The 19,607-nt window shown below is 54.6% G+C and carries 14 protein-coding genes; 8 read left to right on the top strand and 6 right to left on the bottom strand.

Features of this window, described 5'->3' with window-relative positions; genetic code table 11:
• Nucleotides 1-155: 155 nt before the first annotated feature.
• The gene (locus PRIO_RS28120) at nt 156-767 is read left to right on the top strand and encodes a TVP38/TMEM64 family protein (protein WP_020425783.1); all 612 of its coding nucleotides are present in this window, start codon (nt 156-158) and stop codon (nt 765-767) included.
• A gap of 185 nt (nt 768-952) precedes the next feature.
• Nucleotides 953-2,110 (top strand): sporulation protein YunB, encoded by a 1,158-nt coding sequence (gene yunB, locus PRIO_RS34480; RefSeq protein ID WP_020425784.1) that lies wholly within the window; start codon nt 953-955, stop codon nt 2,108-2,110.
• A 4-nt stretch (nt 2,111-2,114) separates the two neighbouring features.
• Here the strand turns inward: yunB and PRIO_RS28110 are convergent, their stop codons facing one another.
• Nucleotides 2,115-2,813 (bottom strand): DUF6033 family protein, encoded by a 699-nt coding sequence (locus PRIO_RS28110; protein WP_141639034.1) that lies wholly within the window; start codon nt 2,811-2,813, stop codon nt 2,115-2,117.
• A gap of 208 nt (nt 2,814-3,021) precedes the next feature.
• Here PRIO_RS28110 and PRIO_RS28105 point away from each other — a divergent pair, with 208 nt between their 5' ends.
• The 3 genes from PRIO_RS28105 to PRIO_RS28095 are packed head-to-tail and all read left to right on the top strand — an operon-like array spanning nt 3,022 to nt 6,583.
• Nucleotides 3,022-4,518 carry a glycosyltransferase family protein gene (locus PRIO_RS28105; protein WP_020425786.1) on the top strand — a complete coding sequence of 499 codons (1,497 nt, stop codon included), beginning with the start codon at nt 3,022-3,024 and terminating at the stop codon, nt 4,516-4,518.
• Nucleotides 4,515-5,831 carry a hypothetical protein gene (locus PRIO_RS28100; RefSeq protein ID WP_020425787.1) on the top strand — a complete coding sequence of 439 codons (1,317 nt, stop codon included), beginning with the start codon at nt 4,515-4,517 and terminating at the stop codon, nt 5,829-5,831. The genes PRIO_RS28105 and PRIO_RS28100 overlap by 4 nt, the downstream gene beginning before the upstream one ends.
• Nucleotides 5,828-6,583: a glycosyltransferase gene (locus tag PRIO_RS28095; RefSeq protein ID WP_020425788.1), complete on the top strand. Its 756-nt coding sequence runs from the start codon at nt 5,828-5,830 to the stop codon at nt 6,581-6,583. Before PRIO_RS28100 ends, PRIO_RS28095 begins: the two co-directional genes overlap by 4 nt.
• 373 nt (nt 6,584-6,956) lie before the next feature.
• Here PRIO_RS28095 and PRIO_RS34165 read toward each other — a convergent pair whose 3' ends face one another.
• From PRIO_RS34165 to PRIO_RS37085, 4 genes are all read right to left on the bottom strand, one after another.
• Nucleotides 6,957-9,002, bottom strand: coding sequence for a tetratricopeptide repeat-containing glycosyltransferase family 2 protein (locus tag PRIO_RS34165; protein ID WP_020425789.1), 2,046 nt, complete (start codon nt 9,000-9,002; stop codon nt 6,957-6,959).
• Nucleotides 9,003-9,021: 19 nt separating this feature from the next.
• The gene (locus PRIO_RS28085) at nt 9,022-10,821 is read right to left on the bottom strand and encodes a tetratricopeptide repeat-containing glycosyltransferase family 2 protein (protein WP_020425790.1); all 1,800 of its coding nucleotides are present in this window, start codon (nt 10,819-10,821) and stop codon (nt 9,022-9,024) included.
• Nucleotides 10,818-13,001 (bottom strand): TPR domain-containing glycosyltransferase, encoded by a 2,184-nt coding sequence (locus PRIO_RS34160; protein ID WP_020425791.1) that lies wholly within the window; start codon nt 12,999-13,001, stop codon nt 10,818-10,820. Before PRIO_RS34160 ends, PRIO_RS28085 begins: the two co-directional genes overlap by 4 nt.
• Before the next feature lie 140 nt (nt 13,002-13,141).
• Nucleotides 13,142-14,725: a DUF6385 domain-containing protein gene (locus PRIO_RS37085; protein WP_231869767.1), complete on the bottom strand. Its 1,584-nt coding sequence runs from the start codon at nt 14,723-14,725 to the stop codon at nt 13,142-13,144.
• 300 nt (nt 14,726-15,025) lie between these two features.
• Here PRIO_RS37085 and PRIO_RS28065 point away from each other — a divergent pair, with 300 nt between their 5' ends.
• Nucleotides 15,026-15,703 (top strand): alpha/beta hydrolase, encoded by a 678-nt coding sequence (locus PRIO_RS28065; RefSeq protein ID WP_020430210.1) that lies wholly within the window; start codon nt 15,026-15,028, stop codon nt 15,701-15,703.
• A 142-nt stretch (nt 15,704-15,845) separates the two neighbouring features.
• On the opposite strand, the gene PRIO_RS28060 is transcribed toward PRIO_RS28065, so the two are convergent.
• On the bottom strand, nt 15,846-16,865 hold the full coding sequence (locus tag PRIO_RS28060) for a LacI family DNA-binding transcriptional regulator (RefSeq protein WP_020430209.1): 1,020 nt from the start codon (nt 16,863-16,865) through the stop codon (nt 15,846-15,848).
• A 95-nt stretch (nt 16,866-16,960) separates the two neighbouring features.
• Between PRIO_RS28060 and PRIO_RS28055 the strand changes: the two genes are divergently transcribed.
• Nucleotides 16,961-18,658, top strand: a complete 1,698-nt coding sequence (locus tag PRIO_RS28055; RefSeq protein ID WP_020430207.1) for an alpha amylase N-terminal ig-like domain-containing protein — start codon at nt 16,961-16,963, stop codon at nt 18,656-18,658.
• Between the two features lie 139 nt (nt 18,659-18,797).
• Nucleotides 18,798-19,460, top strand: coding sequence for a TetR/AcrR family transcriptional regulator (locus PRIO_RS28050; protein WP_020430206.1), 663 nt, complete (start codon nt 18,798-18,800; stop codon nt 19,458-19,460).
• Nucleotides 19,461-19,607 lie beyond the last annotated feature (147 nt).

Below are 19,607 nucleotides of genomic sequence, written 5' to 3'. Positions count from 1 at the left end.
ATATAGGCAGATCCTATTCTATAAACACCCCGTGAGGGGTGTTTTTCTTGGAAATATAAGCATTCATATATTTTTCCGCCATGGCTGTTCCTTCTTATACACAAGATTGTATAGGCATTGACGGTGCTTTTCGGAAGATGAAAGGAGGTTGCCCCATGACAGAGACCATCAATGCCTGGATCGATTGGCTGCTGCAGTCACTTGGACTCAGCGGGCCGTACATTCTGCTGGTCACCATCCCGCTTACGGTGCTGCAGAGTCTGTTCGGATTTTTCCCTTTGGCGGTATTAATTGTTCTGCACGTATCTGTATTTAATGTAATCGGAGGGATGCTTGTCAGCTGGCTGGCCTGTAATGTTGGGGCGATGCTCAGCTATTTCCTGTTCCGCCGCTTTCTTTTTGACTGGTTCGACCGGAAATGGCGCTCCAAGCTGAAGCGCTATGACAAATGGCAGCGCTATCTGGACCGTTACGGGGTCTGGACACTGGTGCTGCTGCGTACGGTCCCGATCATGCCCAGCAATGTCATTAATTTCATGTCGGCGGTTTCGCCGATGAAGGTCCCGGCATTTATTTGGGGGACGGTTCTTGGCAATCTTTCATACATCTGGCTGTTCGGAACGCTTGGCTCGACACTGATTGTCTCCAGAGAGGAATGGAACGGCTTCCTTCTCTGGTACGGAGTGTTTGTTGTGATTCTTATCGGGATCTTCATCCGCCGCCACTGGGGACATCTTCAGGAGGATAAGCGCCGCCGGATGGAATAGCGGAGGTTGTGTGGTTATCTAAAAAAAAGGAACGTTGTCTCCTGCCATCCGCCGGAGGCAGCGTTCTTTTTGCTGTTGCTGCAGCCTGGCCCCACTTTTTGGGGTTATTTTGTGCGTGTCCCGAATAGCCTATAGTAACCGGAGGCGGGGCTAGACCTCCGGGAAGGTCGGGAGGGACAGAGGGCATGGGCAGAATCAAAAAATGGGGGAGCCGGAGCGCAAAGGTCCCCAATCTGGGACGGCTGCGGCTGCCCCGGCTGGGTTGGGGTGGCATTCCGGGAGCAGAGGGACGCAGCCCGGCATTCAGGGCTAAGCCATCTAAGGAAGGAATCCCGGTACTTACTGGACGCAGCCCGGCATTCAGGGCCAAGCCTTCCAAAGCGGGCAGCCGCTTTTCCGGTCAGGGCCTACGGTATGGAAAGCCGAAAGGCAGGGGATTTTTGCGCCTGCGGGGCAGTGGTGAAGGAGAGAAGACTGGATCCGGTTCTTCAGTACGGAGCCAGAAGCCGCGCAGACGGGGCAGATTCTGGCTCATTTTCAGCCTGGTGCTCATTCTGGCGGTACTGCAGAGCCTGCGTTATGTGGAGAAGCATTTGAAGCCGCCCATTCTTCATTTGGCACAGATCCGTGTCAAGCAGATTGCTACTGAATCGATCAACAAGGCGATCACCACCCAGGTGGCCGATACAGGGAACGCTGAAGCGCTGATTGACTGGAAAACAGACAAGGAAGGCAAAATATCGGGCTTCATGCTCAATTATAAGGAGCATATGCGCATTACGTCACAGGCCGCAGAGGTGATCCAGTCTACACTGCAAGAGCTGCATAATCAGACGGAGCGAATTCCGCTTGGTCAAGCGCTGGGAAGTTCGCTGATTGCTTCCTTTGGCCCCGATGTACCGATTAAGATTGAACCACAGGGTGCGGTCAAGGTGGAGCTGAATACCCGCCAGAAGGATGCCGGGATTAATATGATTCTGGTCGAGGTATACATTCATATTGTGACCGAGGTTGCCGTGATTATCCCGTTCGATATGGAGCCGCAGGTAGTGGATACCGAAATTCCCGTTTCCTATCTGATGGTGGTCGGTGATGTTCCTATGTACTACTATGATAATCAGGGCCAGCCTGTTGGAGACAACGGCAGCAGCGCGCCGGGAATTGCCATTCCGGCACCTGCCGTAGACGGAAATAAGGCGGCGACACCGGCGCCAGGCAGCAGCAACCCGGAAACCGGCAATTCCCCGGGAGAGGCTACTCATACTCCGGATTCAGGTGCAGCGGATACGGGCCATACGGAGGAGGAAACCGGAAGCGGCTCCGGGGAAGCTGACGGCGAGTGAAAGCTTACACAAGTTCGTTCCGCTTTTTGGATATGAACAGCGAGCGCTGGTGCAGCCATTCCTGACTGGAAATCCCCTGATAAAGAGCCAGGTCTCCAGTATTTCCCGGCGGAGTGTGTTTAGAGTACGGCAGATTGCCAAGTGCTGCCGTCATTGTCTGATTGGGAACGTGGAGGGCTTCCAGCCGTTCACGTTCTTCTGCTTTTTCCTTTTGCTTCTCCGCTTCGATTTTCCTGCCCTTTTCTACCTCTTCCGGAGAAGTGACACTAGCGCTCCATACGGTCTTGGTGCCGTCCTCATGAATAATCAGGCTGCTGCCGACATTGGTAACACCATACATGGCATCCATTTGTGCAAAGGCTGGAAGATCCACATTGGCATAATGGTCAATGTAACCCTTTATTTTCTCAGCCAGCTTGGAATCCGTCTTCATTTGTTCAACAATATCCGGAGCGATCACCACATCCTGAAGATTTCCTCTTGATCCCCGGCTTACGATTTCCTGTTCATTTTTCGGAATAGACTCGACGCCTACGGATAGGCCGTATTGCTGTGCAATCAAGGCAGCAGTATCGGCTGTGGCTGCTTTGGACAACATCAGGTTGAAATTAGCGGAACCGGAAGATGTGCTTGTTATACGGTTATTTTGGGCCGTTGAGTTAACCAAAGCGCCGGAATGTATGGCGGATGAAGAAATGTTCACATCCATGACCTCCAATCGGGTATTTTAAATGCGGCTACTTTTATTATCGGTGCAGAGACTTTTTTGAATAATATCTATGTAATTCCATTTCAGAGAAGTTTGGATGATGGGAAAGGAAAGTTAATATCTTACAGGGCAGGGATACCTGCGGCAAACCGCTCATACACTTTAGGTAGCATTATTTTTACCTAATGGAGAGTGAGCCCTAATGTCAGATTCTAATCATTCTGTCAGGAACGAGCGTCTGGCAGGCAGATACAGCTACCTGGAGCGGGAAGGGTTGCTTCCGCTGCCGGTGCAGGATGGCATAACCGTGGTAGTGGAGCTGCGTTATGCCGCGTGGGCCTGGGAATGTCTGAACCTTTTGCAGCAGCACTCCGGTGCTTCGATTTCGTTGATTGGTGTTGCCATGGACACGGATTTTCCGCTACAGCCGTTGACGGAAGCTTTTCCCGGGGCGGCCTTTATTCCCTATGAACCCGGAAAATATGGGGTGAACGAGGCTTTGGCTTATGCCGGGACCTCTTTTGTCGCGCTGCTTGAGGACCGTGTGATGGTGACTCCCGGCTGGGTTGGCAATCTGCTGTGGCCGTTTATTGATGATCCTTCCGTTCAGGTGGCTGCACCCCGCTCTTCAACCGAGCAAGGTGAGGCCAGAGAGCGGCTGCATTTCGGCACTGAACAGGAATTGTCTGCTTATGTCACCCATTCGCTGGAACGGCGGCAGGGTGAATGGCATGAGGCCCCCGTGCTGTGCGGCTCCTGTCTGGTCTTCACGCGGGAGCTGCTGCAGCGTATCGGCGGGTTCGATTCCACGCTTGTCAAGCGGCAGCTGATGGTGGCCGACTGGTGCCTGCGGGCCCGTCAGCGGGGGGGCCGTCTGGTGCTGAGCGACGCTCTGTACGTTCACTCCCTGCAGCCGCTTCTGGAAGCGCGGGCAAAAGCTGAACATGAAGGCATGCAGGATGGGGTTCAAGCGTACCTGGCCAAATGGGGCCTGGACCACAGTGCTGTGAACGTAGAGGAAGGGATTCTTCCGGTCCCTCCGGATGTTTCAGCTCTGCCGCCGAGGCCAGGGATTATGCTGGAAAAATCGACAGCAGCACCGGTTCCGCTCGTCACGGCTGTTGTCTATTCTGAAAGGCCGCTTATGCTTACACCTGAAGAATTCTGTGAATCCCAGAAGAGGCTGCAAGGGCAGCAGAGCTACGGCAATATCCGCTGGGTATGGATTAGGGACAGCCGCAGAGATGCCCTCCCCGAATATCCGGTACGGGAGCAGGATGCGGTCATTGCGGTTCAAGGCGAGGACTCCTGGCTGCATGCACTGGAGAATGTCGCTGCCTTATATGACAGTGAGATCGTAGTATATCTCTCTGCTTCTGCAGATTACGACAGTCATTATGTGAAGCGGATTGCCGAGGCTGTCCTGCATGGTTCAGCCGACCTCGTGGTCAGCCGGGCGGATTCCGCAATAGAGGAGCCTGCATCCGTTCAGAGCCTGCCTCTCCTGATTCCGGTAAAGCTGCCTTTGGAGCGCATTGCCCACAGGAGCGGAAGCGTTCCCGGCCGCATCACCAGACAGAAGGTATCCGGCCACGGTCTTCAACTGGAGCCGCAGCCTTCCCTGGCGATTGGATATATAGGCGGTCCGCCTGAAGCGAACATCCTCACCCGGTGTTCCGGCGGGGAGGTCCGCTTATGAATTACTTGATTCTCAGCCATGTCCCTTGGGAGGATTATCCCTATAAAAGACTGCTGGATCTTCTGCCGGAACGGGCAGAGGTCTGTTTTGCCGGCGCGATGACTTCCGATCAGCAGGCCGACAGCGGAATCCGCCCGGTGTCCCTGGCGGAATTGAAAACTCTGGATGGCAAGAGGTATACGATACTTGTCTCTTCGCCCTATTGGCTGCAGGATGTGCTGGCTCTGAAGCCGCGCTATATAGTGGCGCTGCTGGAGCCGTGTCCCGAAGGCGAGGATAACACGATGTGGAATAAGTACAGCGCCCTGCTCGCCGCCAGGGCAGACCTGGTGGGTACGGCTTCGGAACGGTTATATCTGGAGCAGAATCTGTACAGACCGAAGGTGGTTTATCTCGGCGGGGATCATCCGTTGTCCTGCGGTCTGATGCGGCGGGGGGATCAGCTGTTTTTTCTGACTGATTATGAAGCCATCTGGATTCAGGCGCTTACGGAATTGTGGCAGCCCGCTTCCCCCGGGGCAGGGGGATGGCTGTTCATACAGCACCGCCTAAGAGCGGATTTCTACGTGTCCATGTGCGGGAAGATGCCTGTCCAGCCGACGGTACATTATTTGGCTGCCACGTATTTGTATTTGCTGGGAGATGAAGCCGCCGGGCGTTATCTGGCAAGATCTTTTGAACTCATGCTGCTCCATGATTATACCGATTGCCTGCACTCCCATTACCGTTTTTTTTCGGCGATTGAAGCCAAGAAGAGCAATCTGGAGCTTGCCGTCGCCCAGTATGAAATCACAGCGTTTACCGAGGAAGAGAGAAAGACAGCCATGCAGATGCGGCAGTGGCTGGACAACGGGCAATCTGAACTGCTTCAGGCGGAAATTTACCGTGTGAACGAGGACATCGCTGAGGCTGTCCGGATTCTGGAGAACTTGTCCTGTCCCGAAGCGCAGCCGCTGCTGCTGCAGAATTACATCACCTCCTTTCAGTGGGACAAAGCGCTGCAGCTCCAGCGTGAATCCGGGCTCAGCGGCAGCGACGCGGGGAATATTCCGCTGCCGGACGGCGCAGTGCTGCCAATCAGCGCGACGCACCCCGCAAGCGCGGTGCTGCTGGCCGGTACGGAGATTCCCGTATACGGCGGCATTCAGCTCCCGGTTATTGAAGGGACGCTGCATCTGCTGCATGGCAGAAGACATGCGGCGATCCGCAGCTTCCTGCGGGTGGCAGGAGCCGGCGGGGAAGCCCGCACATTATTCGCAGAGATGGCTGACCTGGAGGAAGCGGTAGGCCGGTTAAAGGGGGAGGACCGATGATCAACAAGGGGAGACCGCTGCGCAAAACCTCAGGGAACCGCCTGACCGCCATGATGCAGGTGCGCAATGAAAGCGGACGCTATCTGGAACAGGTGCTGGAGGAGCTGAGCGGTTTTGTGGACGATATCGTCATCGTGGATGACGCCAGCACGGATGGCACGGTACGTCTGTGTGAATCTTTTGCCAAAGTGACAAAGCTGGTGACGCTGGAAGGATCACGGTTCAACCGGGAGTGGGAGCTGCGGCGGATCCTGTGGGAACTGGCGGTGTCGACGGACCCGGACTGGCTGCTGTCCGTGGATGCCGACGAATTCTATGAAGAAGAGGCCAAGCGGGAAATGCGCCGCCTGATAGATCAGGATGTGTACGATTGGGTGGCCTTCCGGCTGTATGACTTCTGGGGCGGCACCACACATTACCGGGAAGACGAACACTGGAACATCCATACCAAGCACACCCGGACGCTGGTCCGTTATCTGCCGCAGTTTTATTATTTTACACCTCAAATGGATCATCATGTTCCCCGTCTGCCGCTGTCCTACGCCGTCCTGCCGGGGTTCCTGACCGAGCTGCGCGTGAAGCACTACGGCTGGGCGCTGCCGCCCGAAGCCCTCCGCGAAAAATATGACCGCTATATGGAGCTGGACCCCGAGGGAAAATGGGGCAGCCTGGAACAGTACGCCTCCATTTTGGATGAAAATCCCCGTTTAGTGGAGTGGCAGGAGCGGCGGAGACTTGGCAGACCGGAATAGCGATTGGATACTGGTAGTAGCTTGAATGGAATAGCTTGAAATTCGACTGCATTTTGTACAACAGAATTGTCAAAATTGAGGGGGATTAACCCGGTTCATTGTACTTTGTGCAGTAGAATTCAGCAGAAACCCTTTAAATCACCGAATTAGCCGATTTCTATTGCATGAAGTGCAATTGAATCCTTTACAGAGTTGATTCACTAACATTCTATTGTACATTCTGCAATCTGAGATGTCTGCACTGGGAATTGAATATACTCCTCGGGCTATTTTCGCATTTCCTGCCCTTTTTGCACACTAGCGCTTCTCATATCTTTACGCACTTTATGGACTATACGCATTCTCATTCACTCATTCACTCACTTCTCGCATTTTACAAGCCGTCCCGAAGCGCTGTTCTTACAAGCAGCAACCAAGGTATTCTCCCCTGTAGCCCGCTATCCGGAAAAGCCTCTGCCGCCAGCAGCAGCTTATGGTAGCTGAGGCCGCCGGCTGCGGCTGCGCTTCCCGATTGGCGCAGCGCGTTTTCGGCTGCCGGATTAAGCTGCGGCACCCTTCCACAGGAAGCAGCTATGGCCGCATAGAGCAGCCATTCGGCCGGGCTGCCAGCTGCACCGCCGGATTGCTGCGCATGGCTGCTGTAGATCGAGCACCACTGTTCCCTGAAGGGAACAGGCGCCTGTATCAGCCCGCGCAGCAGCGGCTGAGGCAGGCGGCACCACTGGAAAACAGCGGGGGACGTATTCCTGTAGAGCCTCAGAAGGCTGCTCCAGGCTCCCGTCTGAAGCAACAGCTGCGCTGCGTAAGACAGGTCCGGGAAGGCCAAGGGCACCGCAGCCGGACTGCCCGGATGATCCGCATAGCATGGCGGCATTGCAGCCGGACCGCCCGGAGGATGGCGCTGCTGCGCCGCTGCCCGTCCGCCACCGGATTCCTCCCATATCCGGTGGTGGACCGCCGCCAAACCTGGCCTGGAAGCAGCCAGGCTGGCAAGCCATTGCCCTGCCGCTGCGGCGTCGCCGGTGCGGCAGGACCAGGCCCAGAGATAGCCGTGTATCGACGGCTGCTCCGGGCCTTCACGCAGCAGCTCCGGCAGAGCCGCTGCTGCATCAAGCGCCTGCGGGTGCTGCCGGGACAACTCCGGCAGCACCCGCAGCACGGACTGCACCGAAGCCGGGAGCTGCGGTGCAGTGGACAACACTTGCAGCCATGCCCAGGCATGGGCATTCAGGGCGGCAGGCACGCATCTGCCCAGCAAGTCCGGCGGCAAGGCCTGAAGTATCCGCCGGGTTAAGGCGGTCAGGCGGTGCTCACCTCCAGCCAGCAGGCAGAGGGGAACAAGCTCTGCCCAAGCCGCGGCGCAGGAAGGATCAAAGCCAATGGCCTGCTCCCAATAATCTGCCGCCTCCTCATAGCGGAGCAGCCTCTCGCAGACCTGGCCCATCAGCAGGCTGGTCCGGCTGGTCCCGCTGCCGGAGGAGGAAGGATAGTGCTGCGAGGTGTCTCCGCTTTCCAGCGCTTTTTGCAGCAGATGGTAAGGCTCCAGCAATTGTCCTTCTTCCAGCAGCAGAGCCGCGCAGCTTTCCAGCAAATCTGTGAAATCAGGGAATAAGCGGAGCCCTTCCTTATATACTGCCTTGGCTTCTTCTGGGCGTCCGCTGGATTGCAGGGCATAGGCCGTCTTCAAATAGATATCGGCAAAATAACCGGGGTCCGCAGGGGCAGACTTCAGGAGCGGCAGCAGAACATCAGCAGCAGTTCCATACTCTCCCAGCTGGTAATATTCGGTTCCCAGCGCATACTGCAGGGGGAGGCTCGCCGGATCATGCCGCAGCGCTTCATGGATCAATTTCAGATTGCGGGCAGATTTGTCTTTGCGCCTCAGCTCATCCTCCAGGTAGCCGTAATGCCGGACAGGCAGCGCTGCGTACGCGATTTTTCCGCCGGCCAGGGCCCAGATGCTGCTTGCGGCTTCCTCATGAATAGTTCCCCGGAACTTAATGCGTTCATCGTTACGGAACAGCCTGCAGACGTTGTCTGTCACATATTCTCCATTGGCAGCATCCCCTACATAGTGGATAAAAGGCAGGAAGTAGCCGTGCACATGCTCTGCGCCGAGCAGCACGTTCAGAGCGTCGGCCGGCCATCCGCTCACTGCCTCGTCGGCGTCAAGAACCAGAATCCAGGAACAGGTAGCCTGCCGCAATGTCAGATTGCGGGCGAGGGCAAAATCCCCTTCCCAGGAAATTTCGAGCACCCGTGCTCCGAAGCTCAGGGCAATCTCCACACTGTTGTCCGTCGATCCGGTGTCGGCAATAATGATCTCCGACACCAGTCCTGCAACCGAGGACAGGCAGCGCTCCAGATGCTGTGCCTCATTCTTGACAATCATGCACAGCGATAGATCAGGGATAGACATCAGCGGTCACCTGCCCTCTCTAGTCCGTCATCCGGGGAAGCGGGAGCAGCTGACGCGCTTTGCCGGCCGCAGGACTGCTGGCAGCCGAAGCAGGCAGCGAAGCCAGCACGAAGTCAGCCAGCAGCATCCAGCTGCGGCTATGCTGATAAGCCGGAGTGGATATGAGCCCTGTACCCTGCCCGGGAATGCTGCATGAGTGCTCCAACAGCACAGCAATATCCTCCTGCCTTAAGCTTGCTGCAGGAGCTGCCGCTGTTTTTTGCAGCGCCATTACGAAGGAACCGGAATCCTCAATGACCGTTCCCGGAGAACCAGCAGATCCTTGGGCTGCTGGCGCATCGCTCCCAGTCACAGGTTCACCCTTCCCCGCACTGTCGCTGCTGTCCGCACCATCTCTGGTCTCCGCACCATCGCAGTTTCCCGCACCTTCACTGTCCGCCATCCTCCCAGCCCCCTGCTGCACAAGTGATTCCCCGCATCCCACAGATGGAAGCTTACACTGTTCCGCCCCAACGCTGCCCGTCTCCGCAGCACTTGCCCCGCGCTGCCCCATTGGCCCAAGCGCATCGTTAAAGCCGCTCTTTTCCAGCAGCTCCGCCGCTGCCCCGTAGCAGCCTTCATTCAACAGCAGGACGGCCAGCTTCCGGTGTTCTGCCGCTGCCGGAGGAAGATGCAGTTCCAGCCAGCCGTTCAGCTCGCTCTCCCGGCCGGAACATTTCATAGTCCGCACCAGGCGCGCGATCAGTGGCCAAGGCTCCGGATGGAGCCGGGCGGCTTTTGTATAGAAGGCTGCCGCTTCATAATCTTCGCCGGTTTCCTGGCACAGCTGTCCCAGCAAAGACAGCGTAGCATATGTCCCGCAGCCGGCTTCCGTGTGATAGCCGGGTGGAGATACGCCGATGTCCAGTGCCTGGCGCAGCGCCTCTTTTGCCTCTTTCCAAGCTGCCGTCTGCAGCAGCAGGACACCTTTTATATGATGAAGGTCCGGATAGTCGGGAAATAAAGTGATTCCCCGCTCACAGGCCGCAAGCGCCCCCTGCACATCCCCCTTAACCGCAAGGCAGCGGATTTCGTACTTATGCAGCAGATGGACATAGCTGGTGTCCGGCTCCACATGTTCAAGCGATACGTGGATATGCTCAAGGGCATGATCATATTCACCGAGCCGCATGTATTCCACGGCCATATTGAAGTGGTGAAAAGCATCCCCGGGGCTGCGCTTCAGCTGCTCCTTCAGCAGATCGACATTGCGGCGGATCTTATCTTTTTTAGCTACAACGCCGTCGGCATAGCCGTAATGATGGATCACCACTGTACTGAGATGCATTGCGGCAGCCGGTTTTTCCCGTACGATGACCGAGGCGATTTGTTCATGGATAATCCCGCTGAAGCGGTACGCCGGACGGTTGCGGAACATCCGCAATATCGGATTCACGGTAATCGTCTCTGAGGAGCGGGAAGTTCCTCTGTGATTATGAATCCGCAGAAAAAACGCCTCATACTCCATATGCTCCGCACACAGCAGCAGCTCGCCTGCGCTGCCTTGATCCAGCTCTTCGTCCGCATCCAGCACCAGAATCCATTGTCCCCGTGCCGCCTTCAGACCGGCGTTGCGGGCAGCAGCAAAATCGCCGCTCCAGGGGAAATTCACGATCCTGGCCCCATAGCTGCGGGCAATCTGTACTGAAGAGTCCGTTGAACCTGTGTCGACCACTACGATTTCGTCAGCTACCCCGCGTACACTTTTTAGGCATTGCGGCAGATTGTCTGCCTCATTTTTAACGATCATGCAGAGGGAAATCCGGTTTCGCGGCTTCATGGTGTGGCTCCTTTCTGAAGTGTCCGGTGAGGGTTACACTGCGTATGCCAGGCGGTCCGGTTGAGTACGGCAATAGCCTGTTCGGCTGCCTTCATGTCCTCTTGCAGAGGACCATTGGTATAAATCTCAGGGAAGCCGGCTGCAGCCCCTTCAAGCTCCAGTCTGGCAAGGTGAAGATAGCTTAGCGCCAGCCCGATGCGGGAGGGTTCATGTCCTGGCGTTCCATCAAGCATAAGCTGAAACCATTCAGCGGCTTCTCTATAGTGGCCTTTATCAAACAGCAGCTCCGCCAGATAAAAAGAAACCTTACCCCGCACCTGCTGATCGGCAGCCAGGGCAATCAAAAGTTCCCCCGCTTCCTTCAACTGTCCCGATTCATATAAGGCTTCTGCCCAGTCCGCCCGGTGCTCCGGAAAAAGACCGGCCAGCTCTGCAGCCAGCCCGCAGCAGCGCAGCTTCACTGCCTGCCGGATCAGCTCCGCGATTACCTGGGGCAGGTTCCCGGCTTCGCCCGGCAATGCTAGAGCTGTATTATGCTGTGTCAACTGTTCATCGACAAGCAGCAGCGCAGACCGCAAGGGCTCCGGTGCGTCTGCGAATTCCAAGGGCTCTGCCTGCGGGCTGTTATCCTGCCAGCGGCAAATGGCCGCAATCATCCACAGACGGTGTATGGTATCCATATCCCCATCCATCGTCGCGGTGTCTCTGAGCGGAGAAAGAGCCTCACGCAGAGCTGTTCCGGCTTCCGCCAGCCGCCCGGTAATGATCCATGCGGAAGCTCTAGCCGGCAGGGTCTCCTGCTCCAGCGGAAAATCCGTCTGCGGCAATCCGGCAATAGCCTCATAGGCGCAGACCGCATCCAGAGCGTGAATAACGGCACTTCTCCCGGCAGCCTCCCCTGTACCAACAAGCTGGATTAGCAGAGTGGCGATATCCTGATCCGGCACATCCAGACGCTGGAAGGCGGAAGCGATTCCCTGGAGTGCCGGAGCATACAACACGTGGTGCTGAAGGGCACGGTGAAACCACCGGGCTGCTTCCTCGCAGTGTCCGAGCTGCAGCGAGATCTCTCCCATGCGGGCGAGGGGACGGAAGCTGTTCATACCTTTCTCCGAAACATATTTTCCGCTTAAGGCAGCACCAGCGTATAGGGTTGCTTCAGCGTTTACAACAGCACCGGCGTTTAAGGCTGCTCCAGCGCTTACAGCAGTATCAGCTTCTTCGGTTGCTCCAGTACTTGAAGCATCTACAGGCGCTGCTGGTTCCTCCGAACCTGCTGCTGCGCGCTGATAAGACTGGAAGGCCCGCTCCGTCAGCCCCTGGCTCTCCCAGGATTGCCCCTGGATGAAATGCAGGTCGGGGTAATCGCTGTACCGCGGCAGCTCCCGGGCCAATAAGGCATTGACTGCTTGGGTGTGGTTCAAGGACAGCTGGATTTTGGCTAAATCGCGGATCATGGACGGGCGGTAAGAAGCCTGAAGCGGGGCCCGGCTGATTGTGCGGGTCAGCAGCTCTGCTGCTTCCTCCAGCTGTCCATTTTGGCAGCAGGTGACCGCCAGATTATAGCTGTAAAAATCATTCCCCGGATCTTTTGCCAGTGCCCGGCGCAGTAATTGCTCGTTGCGGCTGATTTTGTCCTTTTGGGCCATGATGCCCGGCAAGTATCCCAGATGGATAATCTCGATGCCGCTGCTGCGGATGACAGAAGCACCATGCTTGCCGATGACGGAGGCGTCCAGGCCTTCATGAATGATTCCCTGGAAGCTATACCCTGCTCCATTGCGGAATAGACGGATTGCGTTATGTGTCAACCGGTCCTCGGGCAGGCTCCCTATCCAATTCTCTATATTTACGGTAAAAGCCATAGCTTCCGTGTTCCGCAGCATTTCCGTAATCGCCCCGACCGGTGTCTTCAATATTTCATCAGCGTCCAGGACCAGAATCCAATCCGTTTCTGCATGGGAGAGCCCGGTGTTGCGCGCTGCGGAGAAATCGTTATTCCAGTTCATGTGATAGACCTTGGCTCCGTAGCTTGCAGCGATGGCTGCAGAATTGTCGGTTGAACCCGTATCTACAATCACAATCTCATCCGCAGCACCGTGCAGGCTGTCCAGGCATTGAGGAAGAAGTGCCGCTTCATTGCGGATGATGAGATGTACACCTAGGGTGGGCTTTTTCACGGGTGGTCCTCCTTGGAAAGTCAGTTTCCTCATGTTTTGTTGTGCACGTGAGAGTGTTGTCCGGTACGGCCGGACAGAACAAAGAAGTACATGGGTACCCATGCACTCTTTGTCACTACATCCTATGAGAGCTCAACAGCTTACGTTCCCTGGGCATCAAAAATGACATTAAGCGTAGACGCTGCGCCCGGTGTCGCTGATTGATAAGCCAACCGGGTGTACTTGAGGAACCGCGATGGAACAATGACATCCACCGAGCCTGCAGGCAGCGGATTATCACCGGTTGTATCGACAAAATAATTCGTTCCGTCCGCGCTTATTTCGACTTGCGTATTCACAGGGTTAGCTCCGGTATTTACGATAAAATATGAATACGTGCCCAGCACACTTGTCGTGTTCGCAGGCAGCGGCGTAAACGCATCGGCTGTTGTGATGCCGGTGGTAGCCAGTTCAATAAAGCTGCGCTGTGAAATGGAGGTAACACTGCTGAGCGTACCGGCAGTAATGGTAGCACCCAGCACGCTGGTAATCGTACCATCAAGCAGGTTGGTTACTGTACCAGCAGACGACAACGTACCGGCAGTAATGGTAGCACCCAGCACGCTGGTAATCGTACCATCAAGCAGGTTGGTTACTGTACCAGCAGATGACAGCGTACCGGCAGTAATGGTAGCGCCCAGCACGCTGGTAATCGTACCATCAAGCAGGTTAGTTACTGTACCAGCAGACGACAACGTACCGGCAGTAATGGTAGCACCCAGCACGCTGGTAATCGTACCATCAAGCAGGTTGGTTACTGTACCAGCAGATGATAGCGTACCGGCAGTAATGGTAGCACCCAGCACGCTGGTAATCGTACCATCAAGCAGGTTGGTTACTGTACCAGCAGACGACAACGTACCGGCAGTAATGGTAGCACCCAGCACGCTGGTAATCGTACCATCAAGCAGGTTGGTTACTGTACCAGCAGATGACAGCGTACCGGCAGTAATGGTAGCGCCCAGCACGCTGGTAATTGTACCGTTTAAGAGGTTAGTTACTGTACCAGCAGACGACAACGTACCGGCAGTAATGGTAGCGCCCAGCACGCTAGTAATTGTACCGTTTAAGAGGTTAGTTACTGTACCAGCAGACGACAACGTACCGGCAGTAATGGTAGCACCCAGCACGCTGGTAATCGTACCGTTTAAGAGGTTAGTTACCGTACCAGCAGATGACAGCGTACCGGCAGTAATGGTAGCGCCCAGCACGCTGGTAATCGTACCATCAAGCAGGTTGGTTACCGTACCAGCAGATGATAACGTACCGGCAGTAATGGTAGCGCCTAGCACGCTGGTAATCGTACCGTTCAAGAGGTTAGTTACCGTACCAGCAGATGATAACGTACCGGCAGTAATGGTAGCTCCTAGCACGCTGGTGATCGTACCATTTAAGAGATTAGTTACCGTACCAGCAGATGATAATGTACCGGCAGTAATGGTAGCACCGAGCACGCTGGTAATTGTACCGTTTAAGAGGTTAGTTACTGTCCCTGCGGACGACAGCGTACCGGCAGTGATGGTAGCGCCCAGCACGCTGGAAATTGTACCGTTCAGGATGACTGTAGTCAGATTTCCGCTGGAATCGGTAGTGAGGGGGCGGTCAATCAGTGTGGAAGGGTCCCGCCCAAAGATCAGTGTCCGCAGATTATCGGGGTTTGCTTGAAACGAACTGAAGTTTGGCAAAAGGATTCATCCTCTCTTACTAGAATAGGAAGAACAACCTGCTCATAGTAAAAATCCCAAACCGTCGTCTGGGTTTTTCAAAAAAGCGGGCTGCGATCAGACAATAGCCTGTACAGATGAACAAAAACCATTCGAATGGTGTGATATTACTATATGGAAAAGTTTCGAGAATGACTGGGCAGGCAAACTCAATTACCGCAGAATTGACCGTTGAGGACTATTTTTCTTAAAATGGGATAAATAAGGGCATGCTACATAATAACTTCAGGCTCAATCATTCCCAATGAAAAGAGGGCATATATGGAAAGCTGTCTGTTCATCCATGGCTTTACAGGGGGTGAGTACGAAATCTCGCCGCTGGCGCAATTTCTGGAGCGGCATGATTACCATGCCAGAACGTTTACACTCAAGGGGCATGGGGGCAGCCGAAACGATCTGCTGCAATCCGACAGGCATGATTGGCGGCAAAGCGCCGAAGATCAGCTGCAGGATCTGCTCCTCGGCGGTGAGGGCGTGCATCTGATCGGTTTTTCGACCGGGGCACTGATCGCTTCCTATTTGTCGGTACAATATCAAGACTGCATCAAGTCGCTTACCCTGCTGTCCACCCCCGTCTTTCCTTTGAATCTGTTGGAGATTGCAAGAACCCTGGGCAGCCCGGTTATGGTTAGAAACTACCTTAGCAAATTCGGGACGACTCCGGCGAAGGCTACCAGGGAATTTTTGCGTCTGGTGCGGGAGAGCTTCAACATTTATCCGCAGATTAAGATCCCGACTCTGATTGTTCAGGGCCGGAGAGATCATCTCGTGAGAGCCAAAAGTGCGGCTTATCTGCAGCGCACGATCCCCTCAGGAAGCAAGCGGGTATTAATGGTGGAGCGAAGCGGACATATGCTGTGCCACGGAGAACACAGCGGGCAGATGATGAATGAAGTGCTGCAGTTTATGCGGACCTCCGGCCGTACCGGACTGAATTGAGTTGCGCCGGAAGTACCCTGAACCTGGCAAACCCTCCTTCACAACAAGCGTAGAGGAGGGTTTTTGGCGTGCCATATTCCGTTGACATCCCTTAGCCGGTATGATAGTTTCTATTTAGGGAAACCGGTTTCCCTATCGATGTTTATGTTCTTGTATGTCTGCAGGAGGATTCCCGCGGAAGGAGTTCCGGCGCCAGCAGCAGCTTCTGCAGAGCTTCGTTTTTGCCGCCGATCCGTTCCATTAAGAGCTTCCCGGCAGATACGCCCAGATGGAAGGTATCCAGATTAAGCGAGGTTAGCGGTGGTGAGGTATAGCGGGACAAGGGATAATCATCAAAGGTTGCAATCCCAAGCTGTGTTGGAACCTTCACCCCAAGCTCTCTGGCAGCCAGCAGCACTCCGTAGGCTGCAAAATTGCTCATACAGATTACCGAGTCCGGCGGTGTCTCGCTTAACAGCAGTTGCTTCGCCGCTTGATAGCCAAACGCCTCTTCTGCTTCGCCATTAATAATCCATTCCTTGCGGAGCGGCTTGCCAGCCTGCCCAAGGACCTGCCGGCAGCCTTCCAGCCGCCGGATGAAGAGCGGGTCTCCCTCGTATCCGCCAATAAAAGCCACTGCAGAATAGCCCTCCTCCAGCAGATGCCTGGTGAGCATTCTGCCGCCGGCTTCGTTGTCGAAGTCGACCCAGCATCCGGATGCTGCAACTTCTCCCAGCGAGACATAAGGGAACTCTAGATGGTTAAGCCGGGTGCACAGCTCCTCTGTCAGGACCGAGGTGTTGGCGATAAGGCCATCCACCCTTTTACTCCTTACGAGTCTATGCAGGAAATGGCCATCAGGATGATTGTGCTCGACATTTGCGATGGTCAGCTCATATTTCAGGGAGCCGATCACACTCTCAATTCCGCCGATGATGTTGTAGAAGAACTGGTTCAGGAATTCGCTGGACTTGGACATATCGATTAACAGTCCGATATTGCTGCTGCTCTGCCGGGCCAAGCCTGTGGCGATGCTGCTGGGTGTGTAATTCATCTGTTTCATAATTTCTCTGACCTTTTGTTTGGTTTCCTGCGAAATTTTTGGTGAATCATTCAGCACCTTAGATACAGTGGATTTAGCTACCCCCGCCGCAATGGCGATATCCGTAATCGTTACCTTCATAAGTTTTCCCTCACGGTCCTGACGGTTTTTTTGAATGATTAATATTCATTAATCAAGATATAATCCCATCATACAATAAAAGGAGCTTGTATAATATGATTCGCTGGTTTCTGTACCATACTGCTGAAGATCCCTTTGCCTTTCCGGTTGGTTCCGGCTTATTGAAGCTGCGCCTCTTTGTGCAGAATGGCCAGCAGCTGTCCTGCACTGTGATTCACTCCGACCGCTATGACACGCCAGGGAGCGAAATCCCGCTTCCAATGGAGCGGATCGGCTCTGCCGGAGCTTATGAAATCCACGAGGCTGTACTACAGTCGGCAACCGGCAAATGCAGATATTTATTCCACGTCGAGAACCCTGCCGGTGATTATGTATGGTACGGGGAGAGAGGTCTATCCGAGAACAGGGAGCACGCGGGCTCTTTTCAATATGCTTACATGCACCGGCCCGAAGCGGTTAAGCTGCCCTCCTGGAGCTCCGATGCGGTTGTCTATCAGATTTTTCCCAACAGCTATAACGGAGGGACCCTGAAAGGAATAACAGAAAAAATCCCTTATCTGCACCAGTTGGGTATTACGGCCCTGTATATGACGCCGATTTTTGATTCCCCCTCCGCGCACAAATACAATACCTCAGATTATTACAAGGTTGATCCTGCATTCGGCAGCACGGAGGATTTGAAGGCATTGGTGGATGAAGCCCACCGCCACGGGATCAGAGTTCTGCTGGATGCTGTGTTCAACCATTCCGGCGATGCGTTCTTTGCCTTCAAGGATGTGCTTGAGCATGGAGAGAATTCCCGGTACAAGGACTGGTTCGTGATTCATTCCTTTCCGGTGGTGCAGACGCCTTCCCCGAACTATGAAACCTTCGCCAAAGCGGAAGCGCATATGCCCAAGCTGAATATGGACAACCCCGACGTTGCTGATTACATGATGGAGGTCTCCAAGCACTGGGTGCGGGAGGCAGGGATCGACGGCTGGCGTCTGGATGTAGCCAATGAGGTATCCCCAAGGTTCTGGACGCGGTTCCGCCGGGAGCTGAAGGCGGAGTTTCCCGAACTGCTGCTGATCGGTGAGATCATGCATGATTCCGGGCCTTGGCTGAGGGGTGACCAGTTCGACGGAGGCATGAATTATGTGCTGCGCGATGCAGTGCTGGAGTTCTTTGCAGAGCAATACGCCGGGCCGGTACGCTTTATGGAACAGCTGCTGCATCAGGAGGCGTTATGTAATGATCAGGCGAATTCCGCCATGTTCCAGCTGCTTGGCAGTCATGACACGCTGCGTTTTCTGACGGCCTGCAAGCAGGGGGGGCGGGGCTGGGATCATGAGAACACAGCTGTACAGCGGATGCGGCTGGCAGTCTTTTTCCAAATGACCTATATCGGGATGCCGATGATTTATTACGGAGATGAAGTGGGCATGGAGGGAGCGACGGACCCGCACTGCAGACTGCCGATGGTGTGGAAGGAGCAGGAGCAGAATACGGCGCTTCATGCCTGGTATACCCAGCTCATTTCACTCCGGAAACAGTATGAAGTGCTGCGAAAAGGCGCTTTCCGTCCCTGGATCACGGATGAAGCCCGCAATGTTCTCGGCTATATCCGGTGCAGCGGCCAGGACCAGATGGGGCTGTTGATTAATAATTCCCCTAACCGTTACCAGCTGGAGCTTAGCCGTTTCCGTTCTGACGCCAACGTTCTGACTGACCTGCTGACTGGAGCAACCTTTCCCGGCACCGGAGATTTTCTGGTGGAGATTGAACCCTTTGGCTGCCTGATGCTCTACTAGGATGCGGCTGCGGAAACTCCTTGCCTATAAATCTGGGCTTATAATATGATGTTGGGGAACATTGTATATTAATAACAGAGATCAGCTCCATATCAAGATGACAACTCTGTCATTTTCTGTGTGGAAGGAAGGAGTACGTATGCCCAAAGTTCCGGAAGGGTATGGGGAGAAAATGCGCGGTCTCATATTGGATGCGGCTTTGGAGATTTGCCGGACCAAGCCGGTGTATGAAGTGACCATGCGGGATATCATCCGCCAGACCCGGCTCAGCGTGGGTACGGTTTATCGTTATTTTGAAGATATTGATGATATTTTCATAGGTTTGACTAACCGCAATCAAGATGAATATCAATTATGGGCTCATTGTGAGCCTTTATTTGCGGATGACCATAGCGTGCAGCAGGTTATTCTGGGGATATTCCATTACCTGGGGGAATACTTGGCGGAGTCGATTCCGAAAGAAGGCAAGTTTGCGTTCGAAATGAACATCAAATTTCTTGCGGACCCTGAATTATATGAGAAAAAAAAGAACGGGATCACGGAAGTGACAGATTTCGAGAAATTGATGCACCATGCCCTGATCTATCTTGCCGGCAAGGTGGAGGCTGGCTTGCTGAAGCCTGTAATGCCGCTGGAGCATATCTTTGCATTTGCGGTGACCTCCCTGGATGGAATAGTAAGGGATTTGACTCTGGCACGGTGTTATTCACTGCCGGGCGATGACGCGGGAATTACGCTGGATGAGCTGTCATTAACCGGCGCTTTGGCGAGAAGCTTGCTTTATTTACTGGGGGAGGCATAACCCATAGCCGGACGGCGGCTGCATGCTGCCGCTTTTGATAAGAATTTGTATGCTTCACGCCATAAATTATCCTTCTATTTCTCGCTGAAACGGTACCGTCCTTTTAAAGGACGGCCTAGCCGTTTCCACTTGCGATGCGCAGAATGG

The sequence above is a fragment of the Paenibacillus riograndensis SBR5 genome, from assembly GCF_000981585.1.
Taxonomy (GTDB): Bacteria; Bacillota; Bacilli; order Paenibacillales; family Paenibacillaceae; genus Paenibacillus_AQ; species Paenibacillus_AQ riograndensis.
Note: the sequence above shows the minus strand (reverse complement) of the source record. Positions and strands in the feature narration are given on the sequence as shown.